Here is an 18,285-nt window from a genome sequence, read left to right on the forward strand (position 1 = left end):
CAGGAGCCCGGTGCGTAAATCGCGCACGCCGGGATCTGTGCGGGGGGTATCCGGTAACGGGTATCCCTACCGCGACAAGTTTGACAGGGGGAAGTATGCCGCGTTTATACGAAATCGAGACGGCCTGCCGTAAGGCAATAGATATCCTGCCTAACGGAAAGCGCATCCTCACCACCAGGCGATTTCTGCAGGAACTGGAGAGATATAACTGGCACTGGTCACCGCGGCAGGCTAATCAGTGGATAGAGGGCTACGTGACAACATTCCGCGACGTCTCAACGCAGGAAGGTGACGATCGCACGTTCCAGCTTTACAACCCGAATGGAGGGCTGTAATCGTGGGATTTCCATCGCCAGCATCAGACTATGTGGAGGGGCGGTTAACGGTTAACTCGATCTGCAATGTCGGTCCAAATACGCTCGTCTTCGAGCAATCTGGCGGTTACGTTGTGCTGGATGTCTCCCTGAAACCAAAGCAGGGTAGTCAGGTTCTGATCCAGCACGGCGGCGGGACGGAGCTCGCCACGCTTAGAGGAAAGTCTCTGATTACCGAGGATGGCGAAGCGATCGAAGGTGAGGCTCTGGACGATGTCATTGTTATCGGCGTCGTGACATTTACTATCTGCGATGCCCGCGGGGACAACACCGTTGTTTAGTTGCTGTTGGTTGTACCGGCGGCGGTGGCGCTGATAGCATCATGGTGTTTGAAGAGCTGGCGAAATGGCTTACTCACCTGCGCGACCTTCGATGAAATCAGTCCATAACTTCATTATCATCCCTGATGGGCTTTTTGAGAGCAGAGGCTGGCAATTTTGGGGCAGATTTTGGGGCAAATCGGCGTTTGGGGCATGATTTGGGGCAACCAAATGTCCGCATTTGTCCGCATTTGTCTTGCCATAAATTTTTGTATCTTATTGAAATGTGGCTATATCATTGATTTTTGAACGGTAAGTTTTTTCTTGCCATAATAAAGTTAATATTTAGGCAATCACGATCAAAAAAATTGTTCTGATTAAAGCACAGCGGCATGTTATTGCGTAAACTTTAAAAACTTTACCAACTCGCTGTTTCTTTAAGGTCATTTGTACGCTTTACTCACCGGTTGCTGCGGCGCGGTCAGAGTGGCGCGGCATATTTTGTTTGGAAAGGATACTTGGGTGGCTCTTATGATGCATGACGCTTTTTCCCTTCGCGGCCTCGCGGCAGGTTGCGCGCTGTTATTTCTTGTCGCACCTGCGGTGCAGGCTGCAGAACAACTCCCCGACGCCCCTTCGATTGACGCTCGCGCCTGGATCCTGATGGACTACGCCAGCGGGAAGGTGCTGAGCGAAGGCAATGCCGATGAAAAACTCGACCCGGCCAGTCTGACGAAGATCATGACCAGCTACGTGGTGGGGCAGGCGATAAAAGCGGGAAAAATTAAACTGACCGATATGGTGACCGTCGGGCGCGATGCCTGGGCGACCGGCAACCCAGCGCTGCGCGGTTCATCGGTGATGTTCCTCAAGCCCGGCATGCAGGTTTCAGTAGAAGATCTGAACAAAGGGGTCATCATTCAGTCCGGTAACGACGCCAGCATTGCCATTGCGGACTACGTGGCGGGCAGCCAGGACGCTTTCGTCAGCCTGATGAACGGCTACGCCAAAAAAATGGGGCTGACCAACACCACCTTTATGACCGTCCACGGCCTCGATGCGCCGGGGCAGTTCAGTACCGCCCGCGATATGGCGTTACTGACCAAAGCGATGATCCACGACGTACCGGAAGAGTACGCGGTACATAAAGAGAAAGAGTTTACCTTTAATAAAATTCGCCAGCCAAACCGTAACCGCCTGCTGTGGAGCACCAACCTCAACGCCGATGGCGTGAAAACCGGGACCACCGCCGGGGCCGGCTATAACCTGGTTTCTTCGGCTACTCAGGGCGATATGCGTCTGATTGCCGTGGTGCTGGGGACCAAAACCGACCGCATTCGCTTTAACGAGTCGGAAAAACTGCTGACCTGGGGCTTCCGCTTCTATGAAACCGTGACGCCGATTAAACCGGATGCCACCTTCGTCACCCAGCGCGTGTGGTTTGGCGATAGCAGCGAAGCGAAACTGGGGGCCGGCGAAGCGGGCTCTATCACCCTGCCGAAGGGCCAGCTGAAAAACCTGAAAGCCAGCTACACCTTAAACCAGCCGCAGCTTACCGCGCCGCTGGAGAAGGGGCAGGTGGTCGGGACTATCGACTTTAAGCTGAATGATAAAACCATCGAGCAGCGCCCGCTGATCGTCATGGAGCCGGTGAAAGAGGGCGGCTTCTTCAGCCGGATGATCGACTTCGTACTGATGAAACTGCACGGCTGGTTCGGCAGCTGGTTCTCCTGATGCCATGACCGCGCCCGGCGGGGCGCGGTCAGTTACGCTTCAATAGTGACGCTTCAATACAGCAGGGAGATCTGCTGTGCCTTCGCCAGCGCCACCAGCTCATCATCCGGGCAGATATCGCTGGCGATCACGTCAAACTTCGCTAACGCCCCCATGCGCGCCGGACGCACTTTGCCAAACTTGCTGTGGTCGACCACCAGCACGTGGTAGCGCGCGTGTCGCATCGCCCAGTGTTTGACCGGCAGCTCCTCCAGGTTATAGCAGGTCGCCCCCTGTTCGCAGTCAATGCCCGCCGCCGAGTAAAAGGCGATGTCAGGGCTCAGATGGCTGAGGGTATCCTCAAGGCTCAGCGGCATAAAAATCGCGTTGCTGGCATGAAATTCTCCACCACACAGGACCGCGCGGCACTGGGGCTTTTCCTGCAGGGCCAGAAAGGTGTTCAGGGAGTAGCAGACGCCGGTGAAGGGCAGGGCATCGTCAATGGCGTCGATGATCCACGGGGTGGTGGTCCCGCAGTCGAAGAAGGCCATCTGATGGGGCTCCAGCAGCGCAGCCGCATGGCGGGCGGCGCGGCGTTTCTCCTCGACCAGCCGGGTCTTTTGGTCGCTGAGCAGGTAATGGGTGGCGCTGCGCGGCTCCAGCACAATGTATCCGCCGAGCAGCACGACCGGACCGCTGTGGCCGTTGAGGTCGCGACGAATGGTCATTTCCGACACCCCAAGCAGGGAGGCCGCTTCTTTCAGATGCAGCTTATCGCTGCGCTTGAGTGCCTGAATGAGTTGACTGATGCGTTCGTCACGGCGAGTTTCCATATTCCCTCTGCGCTAAAATCGCCCTGCGGAGGCAGGGCGTTAGCGGGATTTTACCTGTCGCTTGCGGGTTAGTCACGCGGTGGCCGCCGCGACGGTCGGCGTTTAGCCGCGCACCCAGCCTTTGCGGATCGGCAGGGAGAAGCAGAGGCGATAGAGGCGCTGCAGCTGACGGTACAGCGCCGGGCCGACAGTATGCCAGATTAGCGCCGCGCCAAGGCAGCCGCACATCCCGGCCAGCAGGCCGCCAACCATGTCCAGCGGCCAGTGGACGCCGAGATAGACGCGGGACCAGGCGATGGCGGCGGCAAGGGCCATCAGCAGGGCGCCGGACCACAGGCGATGCCAGAACAGAAAGGCCAGGGCAAAGGTAAAGCTGACGGTGCCATGGTCGCTGGGGAAGGAGTCGTCCGCCGCATGGTGCAGGAAGTTATAGCCCACGCCGGCGACAAACGGCCGATCGTGCGGATAGAGGTGGCCGATCGCCCATGAGACGGTCAGGCTGATCGTCAGCGCCAGCATCAGCTTAAACACCATCTGCCGCTGGGCAGGCCCCCACAGCCACAAGGCCACCACCAGCAGGGGGACGATCAGAATCAGATCTTTAGCGATGAAAATCGCCACCTCAATGGCCCACTGCGGCGAGGCCGGGGTCGCGTTGAGCAGGGCGAACAGCGCGTAGTTAATATTTTCCAGCATAGACTTCCAGGCTCGTTGGTCCGATAGCAAATAAGCCGCCTACCCTAAATAAAAGCGGTGCGGAGATAAAGCAGCATTGTCTTAAAGATCAGGTTGTTATGAAATGTCGCCTCCTGAGGCGCGGCGCTAACCCCCTGAAAAGGGTCAGTATATCCTTTGTCACATTGCTGAAACATAAACGGAATATATACGCCGAGTGAATTGCAAAGAAGAAGTCTGACGGTGGCGCGCAACTCGCAATATTGTGCGGTGTCACCCACAATTCACTATCTCCGCGCCGGGAGTTTCATTACACTTTGCGCGATTTTTGATAGATAAGAGATTTCATGCAAAATTATTCGCTTTCAGGCCGCCGCCTCGGAAGGCAGGCGCTGCTGTTCCCGCTATGTCTGGTGCTGTACGAGTTCTCCACCTATATCGGCAACGATATGATCCAGCCGGGTATGCTGGCCGTGGTTCAGGAATTCCAGGTGGGCAACGAGTGGGTTCCCACCTCGATGACCGCCTATCTGGCCGGCGGCATGTTTTTACAGTGGCTGCTGGGGCCGCTGTCGGACCGTATTGGCCGCCGTCCGGTGATGTTGACCGGGGTGGTGTGGTTTATCGTCACCTGCCTGGCGACGCTGCTGGCGCAGACCATTGAGCAGTTCACCCTGCTGCGCTTCCTGCAGGGGATCAGCCTGTGCTTTATCGGCGCGGTCGGCTACGCGGCGATCCAGGAGTCCTTTGAGGAGGCGGTGTGTATTAAAATCACCGCCCTGATGGCCAACGTGGCGCTGATTGCTCCGCTGCTGGGGCCGCTGGTGGGCGCCGCCTGGGTGCATATCCTGCCGTGGGAGATGATGTTCGTGCTGTTCGCCGTGCTGGCGGCCATCTCGTTTGTCGGCCTGCAGCGAGCGATGCCGGAGACCGCGACGCGGCTGGGTGAAAAGCTGTCGGTCAAAGAGCTGGGCCGCGACTATCGGCTGGTGCTGAAGAACCTGCGCTTCGTCGCCGGCGCGCTGGCCACCGGCTTTGTCAGCCTACCGCTGCTGGCGTGGATTGCCCAGTCGCCGGTCATTATTATCAGCGGCGAACAAGCCACCAGCTATGAGTATGGCATGCTGCAGGTGCCGATTTTCGGCGCGCTGATTGCCGGCAACCTGGTGCTGGCGCGCCTGACTTCGCGCCGTACCGTGCGCTCGCTGATTATCATGGGCGGCTGGCCGATCGTGTTTGGCCTGCTCCTCTCCGCGGCGGCGACGGTGGTCTCTTCCCACGCCTATCTGTGGATGACCGCCGGCCTGAGCTTCTACGCCTTCGGGATTGGCCTGGCGAACGCCGGCCTGGTGCGCTTAACCCTGTTCGCCAGCGAGATGAGCAAAGGCACGGTTTCGGCGGCGATGGGAATGCTGCAGATGCTGATCTTCACCGTCGGCATCGAGCTCAGCAAACATGCTTACGAGCTGGGCGGCAATGGGCTGTTCAGCCTGTTTAACCTGCTGGGCGGGGTGCTGTGGCTGGGGCTGATGATCTACTTCCTGAAAGATAAAAGCGTCGGCAATTCGCAGCAGGGGTAACCGGTTTTCAACCCGGATGCGCTTGCATCCGGGTCTTATCAGGCGAACGGCGCTTCGCGATCCAACACCTTATCGATAATCTGCAGAACCCCCTCTTCGTTGTTGTGCGGCGCATGATAGCGGGCGACGGCTTTGACGTCTTCCCGGGCGTTGGCCATGGCGAAGCCAAACCCGGCGTGCTGCAGCATTTCGATATCGTTGCCGCTGTCGCCGAACGCCACCACCTCATGATCCTCGATGCCCCAGCGCTGCTGCAAAATACGCAGGCCGTTGGCTTTGTGCACCCCCGGGATAATTAAGTCGATGCTGCCGTAGCCGGTGGCCACTGCGGTCACCATGTCCCCCAGCGCCGCGTGCAGCCTCGGCTGAATTTCCGGGATCAGGCGGTCCGGCACGTTGAGACCAAATTTGAGGATGGTGTCATCGAGATGGTTAAAATCATCCACCAGTTCAAGGCGGTGATAATACTTCGCCGCCACCGTCTTCAGCGCGTCGTTGTAGCGGTTGAGGGTGTAGGCGCTGCGCTTCCCGCAGGCGATGATTTCGATATTCGGCAGCGTCTGCAGATGATCGACCACGGCGTTGAAATGGTGAACCGGCAGCTGGCAGTTGAAGACATCTTCATTGCCGCTCACTACCCAGCCGCCGTTTTCCGCCACGAAGGCGATCTGGTGGGCGATCTCCGGAAAGAAGGAGATCAGCTGGTAGTACTGGTTGCCGCTGGCGACCACGAAGCGAATGTTCTGCTCGCGCATTCGTTGATACTGGGCGAGGAAGCGCGGCCGGTTGTAGGTTTTGGCATCGCTTAAAAAGGTGCCGTCCATATCCACCGCAATCAGTTTGATGCTCATTAGCTGTTCTCCATAACGGGTTCAGACTGTGGCTTAGCCACCGCGCGGGCGACCAGCGCCGCCACCATCACCAGGCCCAGCACCACCAGCATCGCGCTGCGCAGGCCGAAGTGCTCGCCGAGGAAGCCCAACAGCGGCGGCCCGACGAGGAAAGCAAGATACCCGGTAATCGCCACCACGCTGACGCGCTTAGGGGCATCCGGACCGGTATCGCTGGCGGCGGAAATAGTCAGCGGGAAGCCGAGCGAGGCGCCGATGCCCCACAGCAGCACCGAGATGCCCGCCACCCAGGGGTTATCGACGAAGATAATCAGGCCGATACCCAGGGCGCCCATCACTGCGCTGCCGCGAACCACCGTCACCCGGCTGTAGCGATCGATAAACCAGCCGCCGGTAAAGCGGCCCAGCGTCATGCCGAGGGTGAAGCCGGCATAGATCAGCGAGCCGGAGGTGGGGCTAAAGCCGTGGCCGTCCACCATCAGCAGCGGCAGCCAGTCATTGGCCGAGCCTTCGGCAAAGGCCATCGCCAGGACGATGACCCCGATAAGCAGCAGCTGCGCGTCGCGCCATACCGGCAGACCTTTCGCCTCGCCGTGGGCGGCTTCGGCGGCATTTTTACCGGTACCCTCCGGAATGGCGCGGATGGCAATGGCGATGGGCAGAATGGCCACCAGCGCGGCCGCCAGGATATGCGGGGCGGCGGGCAGGCCGAACCCGGTCACCGCCATTCCCACCCCGGCGCCGAACAGGGTGCCAAAGCTGTAGAAGCCGTGCATCATCGGCAGCACCGTTTTATTCATCTCCCGCTCAACCGCCGCCCCCTCGACGTTAATGGCGACCTCTGCCGAGCCAAAGCTGGCGCCAAAGATGGCCAGACCGAAGGCGAACAGCGGGGCGGAGGTGACCCACAGCGCCAGGCTGAGCACCAGCATGCCGAGTACGGCGAAGGACATGGTGGTGCGGATGACCTTGCGGGTGCCAAAGCGCTTCACCAGCCACGCCGAGCAGAGAATACCGCTCATCGATCCCACCGACAGGCCAAACAGCACGACGCCCATATCTGCGGTAGAAAGCGCCAGCAGATCGCGGATCGCCGGCGTGCGGGTGGCCCAGGAGGCCATTAATAAGCCGGGGATGAAAAAGAACATAAACAGCGCCCACAGTCGAAGCTGGAGCGCTCTGCGCGAAGATTGCGTCGTCATCCGTAAACGCCTTAAAGGAGAAGAGTGAAGACAACAGTAGCAAGCATGTGTACATTTGTACATAAACCGGAAGAGGAAAATCATGGCCCGTAGACCGAACGATCCGCAGCGCCGCGAGCGCATCCTGCAGGCGACGCTGGACACCATCGCGGCGCACGGCGTCCATGCGGTGACGCACCGTAAAATCGCCACCTGCGCGAATGTGCCGCTGGGGTCGCTGACCTACTATTTCAGCGGCATCGAGGCGCTGATCGCGGAGGCGTTCAACCTGTTTACCGCCGAGATGTCGGCGCAGTATCAGCAAAGCTTCGCCGGGGTAACGAACCGGCAACAAGCCTGCGATGCCATCGCGGAGCTGATCTTCAGCGCCCAGGTGACCACGGCGCGTAATATGGAGCTGATGTACCAGCTGTACGCATTCTGCAGCAGCCAGCCAGCGCTGAAGGCGGTGATGCAGAACTGGATGCGGCGCAGCCAGCAGACGCTGGAGCAGTGGTTTGCCCCGGACACCGCCCGCGGCCTTGACGCCTTTATTGAAGGGATGACCCTGCACTTTGTCACCGACCGCGCGCCGCTGTCGAAGGCGGCGATCCGCATGATGGTCGGGCAGCTGGCAGGGGAGAGGGCGCAGGAAGAGGGGCGCTGAGGCGGTGTTTCAGCCGGAATGGCTAAACGCAGGCAACAAAAAACCCATCAACCTTGAACCGAAGTGGCGGGGTTGATGGGCTCCACAAAATGGGGACATCAAAGAAAAGCAGTGGCATTACTTATGACTGATGCCCTGAGAAAAAGTTCTGCCTGTGGCGGCTTTTTTCGCAAAAAATTTATTGTAGCCCCGGCCAGATGATCACGATGAGCGTCCCGGCAAGGGTGAGCAGCACGTTGGCGATGGCGTAGGTGCCCGCATAGCCGAGCGCCGGGATGTTGCTGCGCGCGGTATCGCTGATGATCTCCATCGCCGGGGCGCAGGTGCGGGCCCCCATCATGGCGCCGAACAGCATCGCCCGGTTCATGCGCAGCACGTAGGCGCCGAACAGGAAGCAGATCACCACCGGCACCAGGCTGACGATAAGCCCGGCCGCCAGCATCTGGCCGCCGACGGCGCCCAGCCCGTTATTGATCCCGGCCCCGGCGCTGAGCCCGACCCCGGCCATAAACACCATCAGGCCAAACTCTTTCACCATGTTCAGCGCCCCCTGCGGGATATAGCCGAAGGTTGGGTGGTTGGCGCGCAGGAAGCCAAGCATGATGCCGGCGAACAGCAGGCCGGCGGCGTTGCCGATGCCGAAGCTGAAGGAGCTGAACTGGAAGGTGATCATGCCGATCATCAGGCCGACGATAAAGAAGGCGCAGAAGGCGAGGAGGTCGGTCACCTGGCTGTGAATGGAGATAAAGCCGATGCGGTCGGCTACGGTCTTCACGCGGCGGGCGTCGCCGCTGACCTGCAGCACGTCGCCTTTGTTCAGCACCACGTTGTCGTCGATAGGCATCTCGATCTGGCTGCGAATGACCCGGTTCAGGAAGCAGCCGTGATCGGTAAGCTTGAGCTGCGCCAGGCGGCGGCCGACGGCGTTGTGGTTTTTGACCACAATCTCTTCGGTGACGATGCGCATGTCGAGCAGGTCGCGGTCGAACACCTCTTTACCGTTGCGGAAGCTCGGGTCGAGGCGGGCGTGCGCGTCCGGGTAGCCCACCAGCGCAATATCGTCGCCCATCTGCAGCACCGCGTCGCCGTCCGGGTTGGCCAGAATGCCGTTGCGGCGGATGCGTTCGATATAGCAGCCGGTCTGGCGATAAATGCCCAGCTCGCGCAGATTTTTGCCATCCGCCCACGCCACCAGCTCCGGACCGACGCGATAGGCGCGGATCACCGGCAGGTAGACTTTACGTTTGGAATCGGTATCGAGGCCGCGCTCGCGGGCGATTTGCTGGGCGCTGGTCTGCAGATCCTGATGCTGCAGCTTGGGCATATAGCGGGCGCCGACGATCAGGCTCACCAGACCAACCAGGTAGGTCAGGGCATAGCCGAGGCTCAGGTGATCAAGCGACTGCGCCAGCTGATCGCTGGGCAGGCCGAAATGGCGCAGGGTGTCCCCCGCGCCCACCAGCACCGGGGTGGAGGTCATCGCCCCCGCCAGCATACCGGCGGTGAGCCCGATATCCCAGCCGAACACTTTACCCAGCACCATGGCGATCAGCATCGCGCTGCCGACCATCACCAGGGCCAGCATCAGATAGTTTTTCCCGTCGCGGAAAAAAATCGAAAAAAAGTTAGGACCGGCTTCCACGCCGACGCAAAAAATAAACAACATAAAGCCGAGATTAAGGGCATCGGTGTTAATCGCGAAATGCTGCTGACCTAATAATAGAGAAACGACTAAAACGCCAATGGAATTACCAAGTTGTACTGAGCCGAGACGCAGTTTTCCCAGGCATAGTCCTAATGCAAGTACAACGAATAATAACAGGATGTAATTCCCGTTTAACAAATCTGCGACGTTTATATTCACGAAAGCCAACTTCTCGTTTACTAGTAAGTTGTTGAAGGAAATGGTTATTTGGTCTAAGGTTGCTCAGGCGTTCGCGTTGTCGCGAACCTATTCTGGCACCCTGTTATAACCAGCAAAAATATACCCGCTAGTTTAATCCTTCCTGGATGCGGCGGCTAGTGACAATCGTTTTTAGGCTGGTAGGGGAGTTATTGGCATGGATTGCCGAAATGCTTTATCTGACTGGGCGACGTGGACGTGAGTTAGAGGCAACATCAGGAGGATACGGTGAAATCTGAGCGTAGTTGGGCCGGCATTATCTGTGGCTTCGTTCTGTTCATTGTGGTGTGCTTATCGTTGTTGTTACATATGAAAGGGGCCTTTCGCGCCAGCGGCAACCCGGAGCTGGGCCTGCTCTTCTTTTTGCTGCCAGGGGCGGCGGCGAGCTGTCTCTCTCCCGGACGGCGGGTGCTGCGTCCTTTGCTCGGCGCGATACTGGCGGCGCCGGTCTGTATGGTGACGATGCGGCTGTTTTTCGTCACGCACCGGACGTTCTGGCAGGAGATGGCGTGGGTACTGAGCGCGGTGTTCTGGTGTGCGCTCGGGGCGTTGTGCTTTTTGTTTATCTGCGCCTGGCTTGATACCTGGCGCAGTCATTCATCGAGTAAATAAATTTACTCAGGCAAACAGGCCAAGGTTCTCTTTCGCCCAGGCTTCGAAATCGGTGCAACCGCCGATGTGTTTCTGGTCGACGAAAATCTGCGGTACGGTTTCAACCGGTTTGCCGACGGTTTTTTCCAGATCAGCTTTGCTGATGCCTTCGGCGTGAATATCCACGTAACGGTAGTTAAAGTCATCACGCTCGTTGGTCAGTTTTTCTGCCAGCTCTTTGGCGCGAACGCAGTAAGGGCAGCCTGGACGACCAAAAATAACGGTAAACATTGCTTCTCTCCTTAAACCTCAGCCGGATGGCGAATGGCGCTTATGATGCCTGCATTGGCCGGTGAGGGAAAGAAGGTTCTGCCTTTTGCTTCGATGGTTTACGGCTATGTTTGATAAATGTCGTACTATCAAAACCCGTATACTGACCCGGCGGCGCGGTGGCATTGGCTGGCGCGCCGCGTTTATCAACCGGAGAGGCGTGATGCGAAAATTTGCCCCGTTGCCAAAAAGCATACTGCTGGTTGAGATCCTCGGGATGGGGCTGTTAACCCTCGCCTGGCTCTCGCTTAACCAGTATGTCCAGCTGCCTGCGCCCATTGCCAGCCCGACCGCGGCGCTGGTGATGCTCTTTGCCGGGATCGTGCTGATGATCCCCGCCGCCATCGTCGTGATGTGGCGGATGGCGCAGATCGTGGCCCCGCAGTTAACCCACTCTCCTGAGCCTGAATCCTTGTCTGACAGAGAAAAACGAAATGACGCCGACCATTGAGCTGCTACGCAGCCACCGTTCTATCCGCCACTTCACCGATGCGCCCGTGAGCGACGAACAGCGCGCGGCGATTATCGCCAGCGCGCAAGCGGCATCTACCTCGAGTTTTTTACAGTGCACCTCCATCATCCGTATTACCGACCCGGCCCTGCGTGAACGTCTGGTCCCGCTGACCGGCGGCCAGCAGCACGTTGCCCAGGCGGCGGAGTTTTGGGTCTTCTGCGCCGACTTTAACCGCCACCTGCAGATCTGCCCGCAGGCGGAGCTGGGGCTGGCGGAACAGCTGCTGATCGGCGTTGTCGATACGGCGCTGCTGGCGCAAAACGCGCTGACCGCCGCCGAGTCCCTCGGGCTGGGTGGCGTCTATATCGGCGGGTTGCGCAACAGCATCGAGGCGGTGACCGAGCTGCTGGAGCTGCCGCAGCACGTTCTGCCGCTGTTCGGTCTTTGCCTTGGCTGGCCGGCGGATAACCCGGACATCAAGCCGCGGATGCCGGCCGCCATGCTGGTGCATGAGAACCGCTATCAGCCGCTGGATAATGCGCTGCTGGCGGAGTATGACGAACAGCTGGCGCACTATTATCTGTCGCGCGGCAGCAACGCCCGCCGCGATACCTGGAGCGATCATATCCGTCGCACTATCGTGAAAGAGAGTCGTCCGTTTATTCTCGACTATCTGCATAAGCAGGGGTGGGCAACGCGCTGATTACGTGTACACTGCTGCTCCGGCCAGGCGGTATCCGACGCTGGCGGCAGGAAAGGTGGAAGTGTGTTCGATAGCTGAGGCCCGCCAGTGCGGGTCTTTTTGCAGAGGTGCAGGATGAAAATTGCCATATTATCCCGGGATGGAACGCTTTATTCATGTCGACGCCTGCGCGAAGCGGCGCAACAGCGCGGGCATCAGGTCGAGATCCTCGATCCGCTTTCCTGTTATATGAACGTCAGCCCGGTGGCCTCTTCGATCCACTATAAAGGGCGCCAGCTGCCGCACTTTGATGCGGTGATCCCGCGCATTGGCTCGGCGATTACCTACTATGGCACCGCGGCCCTGCGTCAGTTTGAGCTCCTGGGAAGCTATCCGCTGAACGAATCGGTCGCCATCACCCGCGCTCGCGATAAGCTGCGCTCGCTGCAGCTGCTGGCGCGCCAGGGCATCGATCTGCCGCTGACCGGCATCGCTCACTCCCCCGATGACACCAGCGATCTGATCGCCATGGTCGGCGGCGCGCCGCTGGTGGTGAAGCTGGTGGAGGGCACCCAGGGGATCGGCGTGGTGCTGGCGGAGACCCGCCAGGCGGCGGAGAGCGTGATCGACGCCTTTCGCGGGCTGAACGCCCACATCCTGGTGCAGGAGTACATTGCCGAGGCGAAAGGCTGCGATATTCGCTGCCTGGTGGTCGGCAATGAGGTGGTGGCGGCGATCGAACGGCGGGCGAAAGAGGGCGATTTTCGCTCTAACCTGCACCGTGGCGGCATGGCTACGGTGGCGCAGATTAGCGATGAGGAGCGCGCCATTGCCATCAAGGCGACGCAAACCCTGGGCCTGGACGTCGCCGGTGTCGATATTTTACGCGCCACCCGCGGGCCGCTGGTGATGGAGGTGAATGCCTCGCCCGGACTGGAAGGCGTGGAAACCACCTCCGGCGTGGACATCGCCAGCAGGATGATCGCCTGGATCGAGCGCCAGGCGACACCGGAATTCTGTTTGAAAATAGGCGGCTAACCGCCGGATGCAAGACTGTCATGGTATGCGGCGCTTTTTTTGCGTAAGCTATGGCGTCGTTTTTCCACTGTAAGAGGTCACAGGCACTATGGATTCACTGGTCGTTCCAGGTCTGGATACGCTACGTCGCTGGCTGGATGAGATCGGCATCAGCTTTTTTGAGTGCGATTCCTGTCAGGCATTGCACCTGCCGCATATGCAGAATTTCGACGGTATTTTTGATGCCAAAATTGACCTGGTGGATAACGTGGTGCTCTTTTCCGCCCTGGCGGAGGTGAAGCCGTCTGCTTTACTGGCGCTGTCGGCGGATCTCTCGGCCATCAACGCCAGTTCGTTAACCGTGAAGGCGTTTATCGACATTCAGGACGATAATTTGCCCAAGCTGGTGGTCTGCCAGTCGCTGTCTATCGGCCCCGGGGTGACGATGGAGCAGTTCGCCTGGTTCTTCCGCCAAAGCGAGGAGCAGATCTCGATGGTGATCCTCGAAGCCGGAGCCAATCAGCTGCTGTACAAAGGCGAAGAAGAAGAGCCGGCCGCAGAAAACGTGCAATACCATTTTCTTCACTAAACCTGCCTAAAATTAGCGCAGCCACTACCGCAGCGGCTGCGTATTACCCGCTTTTATTCTGCATTTAACCTTTCTTTAAAGCATTATTCACCGCCATTCAGGCCGTTTTGGCTTATCACGTAGACCGTTATTGCATAAAAATTTGATAAAAGGCGTTTTTTTACCTGGGCTATAGCCTCTTATTCTGGCTACAGTTATTCTGGCGATGCTTCCAGTTGCGAGCAACCACTCCGGGAGAGATCCGCTCTCCTTTTCTCAGGCAATGAAAAAATATGCATGATTTTTGCATGCGTAGAAATGCGTATATTTGAGCCCGTAAGTTAACGGGCGTTGAGAAGGAAAAGAGATATGACCGCCTTTGGTAAAAAATGGTTAACAGGTCTGGTTACGGGTGCGCTGATGGCCGTCTCTGCCGGTTCGCTCGCCGCCGAACAAAAAACCCTGCATGTCTATAACTGGTCTGATTATATTGCGCCGGACACCGTGGCCAATTTCGAAAAAGAGACCGGGATTAAAGTCGTGTATGACGTTTTTGATTCCAATGAAGTGCTGGAAGGTAAATTAATGGCCGGCAGCACCGGTTTCGATCTGGTGGTGCCATCGGCCAGCTTCCTTGAGCGCCAGCTGGCGGCGGGCGTGTTCCAGCCGCTGGATAAGAGCAAGCTGCCGAACTGGAAGAATCTCGACCCCGAAGTGCTGAAGCTGGTCGCCAAGCATGACCCGGAGAATAAATACGCCATGCCTTACCTGTGGGCGACGACGGGCATTGGCTACAACGTGGATAAGGTGAAAGCCGTCCTCGGCAAAGATGCGCCGGTGGACAGCTGGGATCTGGTGCTGAAGCCGGAGAACCTTGAAAAACTGAAAAGCTGCGGCGTCTCCTTCCTCGACGCGCCGGAAGAGATTTTCGCCACCGTGCTGAACTACCTTGGCAAGGATCCGAACAGCAGCAAAGCGAATGATTACACCGGTCCGGCCACCGATCTGCTGCTGAAGCTGCGGCCGAACATCCGCTACTTCCACTCTTCGCAATATATTAACGACCTCGCCAATGGCGACATCTGCGTGGCGATCGGCTGGGCAGGGGACGTCTGGCAGGCGGCGAACCGCGCGAAAGAGGCGAAGAACGGCGTCAACGTCTCCTACTTTATTCCTAAGGAAGGCGCCCTGGCGTTCTTTGACGTCTTTGCGATGCCGGCCGACGCTAAGAATAAAGATGAGGCCTATCAGTTCCTTAACTATCTGATGCGCCCGGATGTGATCGCCAAAATCAGCGACCAGGTGTTCTACGCCAACGGCAACAAGGCCTCTACGCCGCTGGTCAGCGAGACTATCCGTAACAACCCGGCGATTTATCCGCCAGCGGATGTGTTCGCCAAACTGTTCACGCTGAAGGTGCAGGATCCGAAGATCGACCGCGTGCGCACCCGCGCGTGGACCAAAGTGAAGAGCGGTAAATAAACTCTGACGGCCCGGTAAGCGGGCCGTATCAGAACGGCACTCGCCGGGAAATGGCAGCGCGCCCGGCGAGCAGAAGCACCAGGATGGTGCACCTGCACTGTTAAGCACGAAGTATGGCACCGGACCATATGGTGATCGTTTTTTTGCCGGAGAGCACCCGATTGAACGACGTAATGCCCCGCCCACAGGCGAAAGCCCCCAAAGCGCTGACCCCGCTGCTGGAAATCCGTAACTTAACCAAGTCGTTTGATGGCCAGCACGCTGTCGACGATGTCAGTCTCACTATTTATAAAGGCGAAATTTTTGCTCTGCTGGGCGCATCAGGCTGCGGGAAATCGACCCTGCTGCGCATGCTGGCGGGCTTTGAGCAACCGACCGCCGGACAGATTATGCTCGACGGCGTGGATCTGGCGCGCGTACCGCCCTATCAGCGGCCTATCAATATGATGTTCCAGTCCTACGCCCTGTTTCCCCATATGACCGTTGAGCAGAATATCGCTTTCGGTCTGAAGCAGGATCGTCTGCCTAAGGCGGAAATCACCGCCCGGGTGCAGGAGATGCTGGCTCTGGTGCACATGCAGGAGTTCGCTAAACGTAAGCCGCACCAGCTCTCTGGCGGTCAGCGCCAGCGCGTCGCGTTGGCGCGCAGCCTGGCGAAACGACCAAAGCTGCTGCTGCTCGACGAGCCGATGGGGGCGCTGGATAAAAAGCTGCGCGATCGCATGCAGCTGGAGGTGGTGGATATTCTTGAGCGCGTTGGCGTGACCTGCGTGATGGTGACTCACGATCAGGAAGAGGCCATGACCATGGCGGGCCGTATCGCCATCATGAACCGCGGAAAGTTTGTGCAGATTGGCGAACCGGAAGAGATTTACGAGCACCCGACCACCCGCTACAGCGCCGAGTTCATCGGCTCGGTGAACGTCTTTGAAGGGCTGGTGAAAGAGCGTCTGGAAGATGGCCTGGTGCTGCGCTCGCCGGGACTGGTGCATCCGCTGAAGGTCGACCCCGACGCCTCGGTGGTGGACAACGTGCCGGTGTGGGTGGCGCTGCGTCCGGAGAAGATCATGCTGTGCGATGAGCCACCGGCGGATGGCTACAATTTTGCCGTCGGCGAGGTGATTCATATCGCCTATCTGGGGGATCTCTCCATCTACCATGTGCGCCTGCAAAGCGGGCAGATGATCAGCGCCCAGCTGCAGAATGAGCACCGCCATCGGAAAGGGACGCCCACCTGGGGTGACGAGGTGCGTTTATGCTGGGATGCGGACAGCTGCGTTGTACTGACGGTGTAAGGAGAGGGCGATGAGTACCGTTGAATCCCCGTCAGGGGCGAAAAAACCGGGCGGCTTCGCGCTGTGGGCGGCGCGCCTGCAGATGGCGCATGGCCGCAAGCTGGTGATCGCGCTGCCCTATCTGTGGCTGATCCTGTTGTTTATGCTGCCGTTCCTGATCGTGTTCAAGATAAGTCTTGCCGAGATGGCGCGGGCGATCCCTCCCTACACCGATCTGATGGAGTGGGCGGATGGTCAGCTGACGCTGACCCTTAACTTTGCCAACTTCCTGCAGCTGACCGACGATCCGCTCTATTTTGAGGCTTATCTGCAGTCGCTGCAGGTGGCGGGCATCTCGACGCTCTGCTGCCTGCTGCTGGGCTATCCGCTGGCCTGGGCGGTGGCGCACAGCAAGCCGTCGACGCGCAATATTCTGCTGTTGCTGGTGATCCTCCCGTCGTGGACGTCGTTTTTGATCCGCGTCTATGCCTGGATGGGACTGCTGAAAAGCAACGGGGTGTTGAATAACTTCCTGCTGTGGCTAGGGGTTATCGATCAGCCGCTGGAGATCCTGCACACCAACCTGGCGGTATATATCGGTATCGTCTATGCCTATCTGCCGTTTATGGTGCTGCCTATCTACACCGCGCTGACCCGCATCGACTATTCGCTGGTGGAGGCCTCGCTGGATCTCGGCGCCCGGCCGCTGAAGACCTTCTTTCAGGTGATCGTTCCGCTCACCAAAGGGGGGATTATCGCTGGCTCCATGCTGGTGTTTATCCCGGCGGTGGGGGAGTTCGTGATCCCGGAGCTGCTGGGCGGGCCGGACAGCATTATGATTGGCCGCGTGCTGTGGCAGGAGTTCTTTAACAACCGTGACTGGCCGGTGGCTTCGGCGGTGGCGATTGTCATGCTGCTGCTGCTGATCGTGCCGATCATGTGGTTCCATAAGCACCAGCAAAAACAGATGGGAGAGCAGGGATGAACGACTTGCCGGTAGTACGCTCGCCGTGGCGCATTCTGATCCTCGTGCTCGGGTTCACCTTCCTCTATGCCCCGATGCTGATGCTGGTGATCTACTCCTTCAATAGCTCAAAGCTGGTGACGGTCTGGGCCGGGTGGTCAACGCGCTGGTATAGCGAGCTGTTCCACGATGACGCGATGATGAGCGCGGTGGGGCTCAGCCTGACTATCGCCGCCTGCGCGGCGACGGCGGCGGCGATCCTTGGCACCATCGCCGCGGTGGTGATGGTGCGCTTTGGACGTTTTCGCGGCTCCAACGGCTTCGCGTTTATGATCACCGCGCCGCTGGTCATGCCGGACGTGATCACCGGGCTCTCGCTGCTGCTGCTGTTCGTGGCGCTGGGACATGCCATCGGCTGGCCGTCGGATCGCGGGATGCTGACCATCTGGCTGGCGCACGTCACCTTCTGTACCGCCTACGTGGCGGTGGTGATCTCCTCGCGCCTGCGTGAGCTGGACCACTCGATCGAAGAGGCGGCGATGGATCTTGGCGCCGCGCCGCTGAAGGTCTTCTTCGTCATCACGCTGCCGATGATTATGCCAGCGGTGATCTCCGGCTGGCTGCTGGCCTTCACGCTGTCGCTGGATGACCTGGTGATCGCCAGCTTTGTCTCCGGTCCCGGGGCCACGACCTTGCCGATGCTGGTCTTCTCCAGCGTGCGCATGGGGGTCAACCCGGAGATTAACGCCCTGGCGACGCTCATCCTCGGCGTGGTCGGCGTTGTTGGTTTTATCGCCTGGTATTTGATGGCCCGCGCAGAAAAGCAGCGAGTGCGCGATATCCAGCGTGCAAGACAAGGCTGAACCACCTAAAATCGGTACAGCAG

Annotated in this window: 20 protein-coding genes; 14 read left to right on the forward strand and 6 right to left on the reverse strand. The window is 58.8% G+C overall.

The window, feature by feature from the left end; all coding sequences use genetic code 11:
* The first annotated feature begins 95 nt into the window (after positions 1 to 95).
* The 3 genes from L2I46_RS12810 to dacC all read left to right on the forward strand — a co-directional run bounded on the left by L2I46_RS12810 (position 96) and on the right by dacC (position 2,368).
* On the forward strand, positions 96 to 335 hold the full coding sequence (locus tag L2I46_RS12810; RefSeq protein ID WP_048334555.1) for a hypothetical protein: 240 nt from the start codon (positions 96 to 98) through the stop codon (positions 333 to 335).
* A 2-nt stretch (positions 336 to 337) separates the two neighbouring features.
* Positions 338 to 655: a hypothetical protein gene (locus L2I46_RS12815; protein ID WP_224998366.1), complete on the forward strand. Its 318-nt coding sequence runs from the start codon at positions 338 to 340 to the stop codon at positions 653 to 655.
* A 510-nt stretch (positions 656 to 1,165) separates the two neighbouring features.
* Complete coding sequence (gene dacC / locus L2I46_RS12820) at positions 1,166 to 2,368, forward strand: serine-type D-Ala-D-Ala carboxypeptidase (protein ID WP_004201290.1); 1,203 nt, start codon at positions 1,166 to 1,168, stop codon at positions 2,366 to 2,368.
* Between the two features lie 53 nt (positions 2,369 to 2,421).
* On the opposite strand, the gene deoR is transcribed toward dacC, so the two are convergent.
* Both deoR and ybjG read right to left on the reverse strand, forming a co-directional pair.
* Complete coding sequence (deoR, locus tag L2I46_RS12825) at positions 2,422 to 3,180, reverse strand: DNA-binding transcriptional repressor DeoR (protein WP_023288975.1); 759 nt, start codon at positions 3,178 to 3,180, stop codon at positions 2,422 to 2,424.
* Between the two features lie 102 nt (positions 3,181 to 3,282).
* The gene (ybjG, locus tag L2I46_RS12830; protein WP_032455240.1) at positions 3,283 to 3,876 is read right to left on the reverse strand and encodes an undecaprenyl-diphosphate phosphatase; all 594 of its coding nucleotides are present in this window, start codon (positions 3,874 to 3,876) and stop codon (positions 3,283 to 3,285) included.
* Positions 3,877 to 4,202: 326 nt separating this feature from the next.
* On the opposite strand from ybjG, the gene kdeA reads away from it, so the two are divergent.
* On the forward strand, positions 4,203 to 5,435 hold the full coding sequence (gene kdeA / locus L2I46_RS12835; protein ID WP_004201293.1) for a multidrug efflux MFS transporter KdeA: 1,233 nt from the start codon (positions 4,203 to 4,205) through the stop codon (positions 5,433 to 5,435).
* 38 nt (positions 5,436 to 5,473) lie between these two features.
* On the opposite strand, the gene L2I46_RS12840 is transcribed toward kdeA, so the two are convergent.
* Positions 5,474 to 6,286, reverse strand: a complete 813-nt coding sequence (locus L2I46_RS12840) for a Cof-type HAD-IIB family hydrolase (protein ID WP_023288977.1) — start codon at positions 6,284 to 6,286, stop codon at positions 5,474 to 5,476.
* Positions 6,286 to 7,488 carry an MFS transporter gene (locus L2I46_RS12845; RefSeq protein WP_236947914.1) on the reverse strand — a complete coding sequence of 401 codons (1,203 nt, stop codon included), beginning with the start codon at positions 7,486 to 7,488 and terminating at the stop codon, positions 6,286 to 6,288. Before L2I46_RS12845 ends, L2I46_RS12840 begins: the two co-directional genes overlap by 1 nt.
* A gap of 82 nt (positions 7,489 to 7,570) precedes the next feature.
* Between L2I46_RS12845 and L2I46_RS12850 the strand changes: the two genes are divergently transcribed.
* Entirely contained in the window at positions 7,571 to 8,134 is a 564-nt protein-coding gene (locus L2I46_RS12850) for a TetR/AcrR family transcriptional regulator (protein ID WP_044521890.1), read from the forward strand.
* Between the two features lie 178 nt (positions 8,135 to 8,312).
* On the opposite strand, the gene L2I46_RS12855 is transcribed toward L2I46_RS12850, so the two are convergent.
* On the reverse strand, positions 8,313 to 9,998 hold the full coding sequence (locus L2I46_RS12855; RefSeq protein ID WP_004179131.1) for an aspartate:alanine antiporter: 1,686 nt from the start codon (positions 9,996 to 9,998) through the stop codon (positions 8,313 to 8,315).
* A 267-nt stretch (positions 9,999 to 10,265) separates the two neighbouring features.
* Between L2I46_RS12855 and ybjM the strand changes: the two genes are divergently transcribed.
* The gene (gene ybjM / locus L2I46_RS12860) at positions 10,266 to 10,649 is read left to right on the forward strand and encodes an inner membrane protein YbjM (RefSeq protein ID WP_002896351.1); all 384 of its coding nucleotides are present in this window, start codon (positions 10,266 to 10,268) and stop codon (positions 10,647 to 10,649) included.
* Positions 10,650 to 10,655: 6 nt separating this feature from the next.
* Here the strand turns inward: ybjM and L2I46_RS12865 are convergent, their stop codons facing one another.
* Positions 10,656 to 10,919 carry a GrxA family glutaredoxin gene (locus tag L2I46_RS12865; protein ID WP_002896352.1) on the reverse strand — a complete coding sequence of 88 codons (264 nt, stop codon included), beginning with the start codon at positions 10,917 to 10,919 and terminating at the stop codon, positions 10,656 to 10,658.
* Between the two features lie 202 nt (positions 10,920 to 11,121).
* Here L2I46_RS12865 and L2I46_RS12870 point away from each other — a divergent pair, with 202 nt between their 5' ends.
* From L2I46_RS12870 to potI, 8 genes are all read left to right on the forward strand, one after another.
* Positions 11,122 to 11,409, forward strand: coding sequence for a YbjC family protein (locus L2I46_RS12870; RefSeq protein ID WP_004201326.1), 288 nt, complete (start codon positions 11,122 to 11,124; stop codon positions 11,407 to 11,409).
* A complete protein-coding gene (nfsA, locus tag L2I46_RS12875) occupies positions 11,393 to 12,115 on the forward strand; it encodes a nitroreductase NfsA (protein ID WP_032455244.1) in 723 nt (240 codons plus the stop codon). Before L2I46_RS12870 ends, nfsA begins: the two co-directional genes overlap by 17 nt.
* A 114-nt stretch (positions 12,116 to 12,229) precedes the next feature.
* Entirely contained in the window at positions 12,230 to 13,132 is a 903-nt protein-coding gene (rimK, locus tag L2I46_RS12880; protein WP_023288981.1) for a 30S ribosomal protein S6--L-glutamate ligase, read from the forward strand.
* A gap of 88 nt (positions 13,133 to 13,220) precedes the next feature.
* Positions 13,221 to 13,700, forward strand: coding sequence for a YbjN domain-containing protein (locus tag L2I46_RS12885; protein ID WP_002896365.1), 480 nt, complete (start codon positions 13,221 to 13,223; stop codon positions 13,698 to 13,700).
* A gap of 348 nt (positions 13,701 to 14,048) precedes the next feature.
* Positions 14,049 to 15,161, forward strand: coding sequence for a spermidine/putrescine ABC transporter substrate-binding protein PotF (gene potF / locus L2I46_RS12890; protein ID WP_023288982.1), 1,113 nt, complete (start codon positions 14,049 to 14,051; stop codon positions 15,159 to 15,161).
* 161 nt (positions 15,162 to 15,322) lie between these two features.
* Positions 15,323 to 16,456 carry a putrescine ABC transporter ATP-binding subunit PotG gene (gene potG / locus L2I46_RS12895; RefSeq protein WP_044521950.1) on the forward strand — a complete coding sequence of 378 codons (1,134 nt, stop codon included), beginning with the start codon at positions 15,323 to 15,325 and terminating at the stop codon, positions 16,454 to 16,456.
* 10 nt (positions 16,457 to 16,466) lie between these two features.
* Entirely contained in the window at positions 16,467 to 17,420 is a 954-nt protein-coding gene (potH, locus tag L2I46_RS12900; protein WP_004201331.1) for a putrescine ABC transporter permease PotH, read from the forward strand.
* The gene (gene potI, locus L2I46_RS12905; RefSeq protein ID WP_023288984.1) at positions 17,417 to 18,262 is read left to right on the forward strand and encodes a putrescine ABC transporter permease PotI; all 846 of its coding nucleotides are present in this window, start codon (positions 17,417 to 17,419) and stop codon (positions 18,260 to 18,262) included. Before potH ends, potI begins: the two co-directional genes overlap by 4 nt.
* Positions 18,263 to 18,285 lie beyond the last annotated feature (23 nt).

It is taken from the genome of Klebsiella sp. 2019SCSN059 (genome assembly GCF_021739525.1).
Classification (GTDB): domain Bacteria; phylum Pseudomonadota; class Gammaproteobacteria; order Enterobacterales; family Enterobacteriaceae; genus Klebsiella; species Klebsiella quasipneumoniae.

Excerpts from the sequence above, each read along its gene's own strand:
- potF (WP_023288982.1), top strand. The coding sequence starts at position 14,049 with ATGACCGCCTTTGGTAAAAAATGGTTAACAGGTCTGGTTACGGGTGCG.
- L2I46_RS12865 (WP_002896352.1), bottom strand. The coding sequence starts at position 10,919 with ATGTTTACCGTTATTTTTGGTCGTCCAGGCTGCCCTTACTGCGTTCGC.
- L2I46_RS12885 (WP_002896365.1), top strand. The coding sequence starts at position 13,221 with ATGGATTCACTGGTCGTTCCAGGTCTGGATACGCTACGTCGCTGGCTG.
- kdeA (WP_004201293.1), top strand. The coding sequence starts at position 4,203 with ATGCAAAATTATTCGCTTTCAGGCCGCCGCCTCGGAAGGCAGGCGCTG.
- L2I46_RS12845 (WP_236947914.1), bottom strand. The coding sequence starts at position 7,488 with ATGACGACGCAATCTTCGCGCAGAGCGCTCCAGCTTCGACTGTGGGCG.
- rimK (WP_023288981.1), top strand. The coding sequence starts at position 12,230 with ATGAAAATTGCCATATTATCCCGGGATGGAACGCTTTATTCATGTCGA.
- L2I46_RS12870 (WP_004201326.1), top strand. The coding sequence starts at position 11,122 with ATGCGAAAATTTGCCCCGTTGCCAAAAAGCATACTGCTGGTTGAGATC.
- L2I46_RS12810 (WP_048334555.1), top strand. The coding sequence starts at position 96 with ATGCCGCGTTTATACGAAATCGAGACGGCCTGCCGTAAGGCAATAGAT.
- nfsA (WP_032455244.1), top strand. The coding sequence starts at position 11,393 with ATGACGCCGACCATTGAGCTGCTACGCAGCCACCGTTCTATCCGCCAC.
- potI (WP_023288984.1), top strand. The coding sequence starts at position 17,417 with ATGAACGACTTGCCGGTAGTACGCTCGCCGTGGCGCATTCTGATCCTC.
- dacC (WP_004201290.1), top strand. The coding sequence starts at position 1,166 with ATGATGCATGACGCTTTTTCCCTTCGCGGCCTCGCGGCAGGTTGCGCG.
- potH (WP_004201331.1), top strand. The coding sequence starts at position 16,467 with ATGAGTACCGTTGAATCCCCGTCAGGGGCGAAAAAACCGGGCGGCTTC.
- deoR (WP_023288975.1), bottom strand. The coding sequence starts at position 3,180 with ATGGAAACTCGCCGTGACGAACGCATCAGTCAACTCATTCAGGCACTC.
- L2I46_RS12850 (WP_044521890.1), top strand. The coding sequence starts at position 7,571 with ATGGCCCGTAGACCGAACGATCCGCAGCGCCGCGAGCGCATCCTGCAG.
- ybjG (WP_032455240.1), bottom strand. The coding sequence starts at position 3,876 with ATGCTGGAAAATATTAACTACGCGCTGTTCGCCCTGCTCAACGCGACC.
- L2I46_RS12840 (WP_023288977.1), bottom strand. The coding sequence starts at position 6,286 with ATGAGCATCAAACTGATTGCGGTGGATATGGACGGCACCTTTTTAAGC.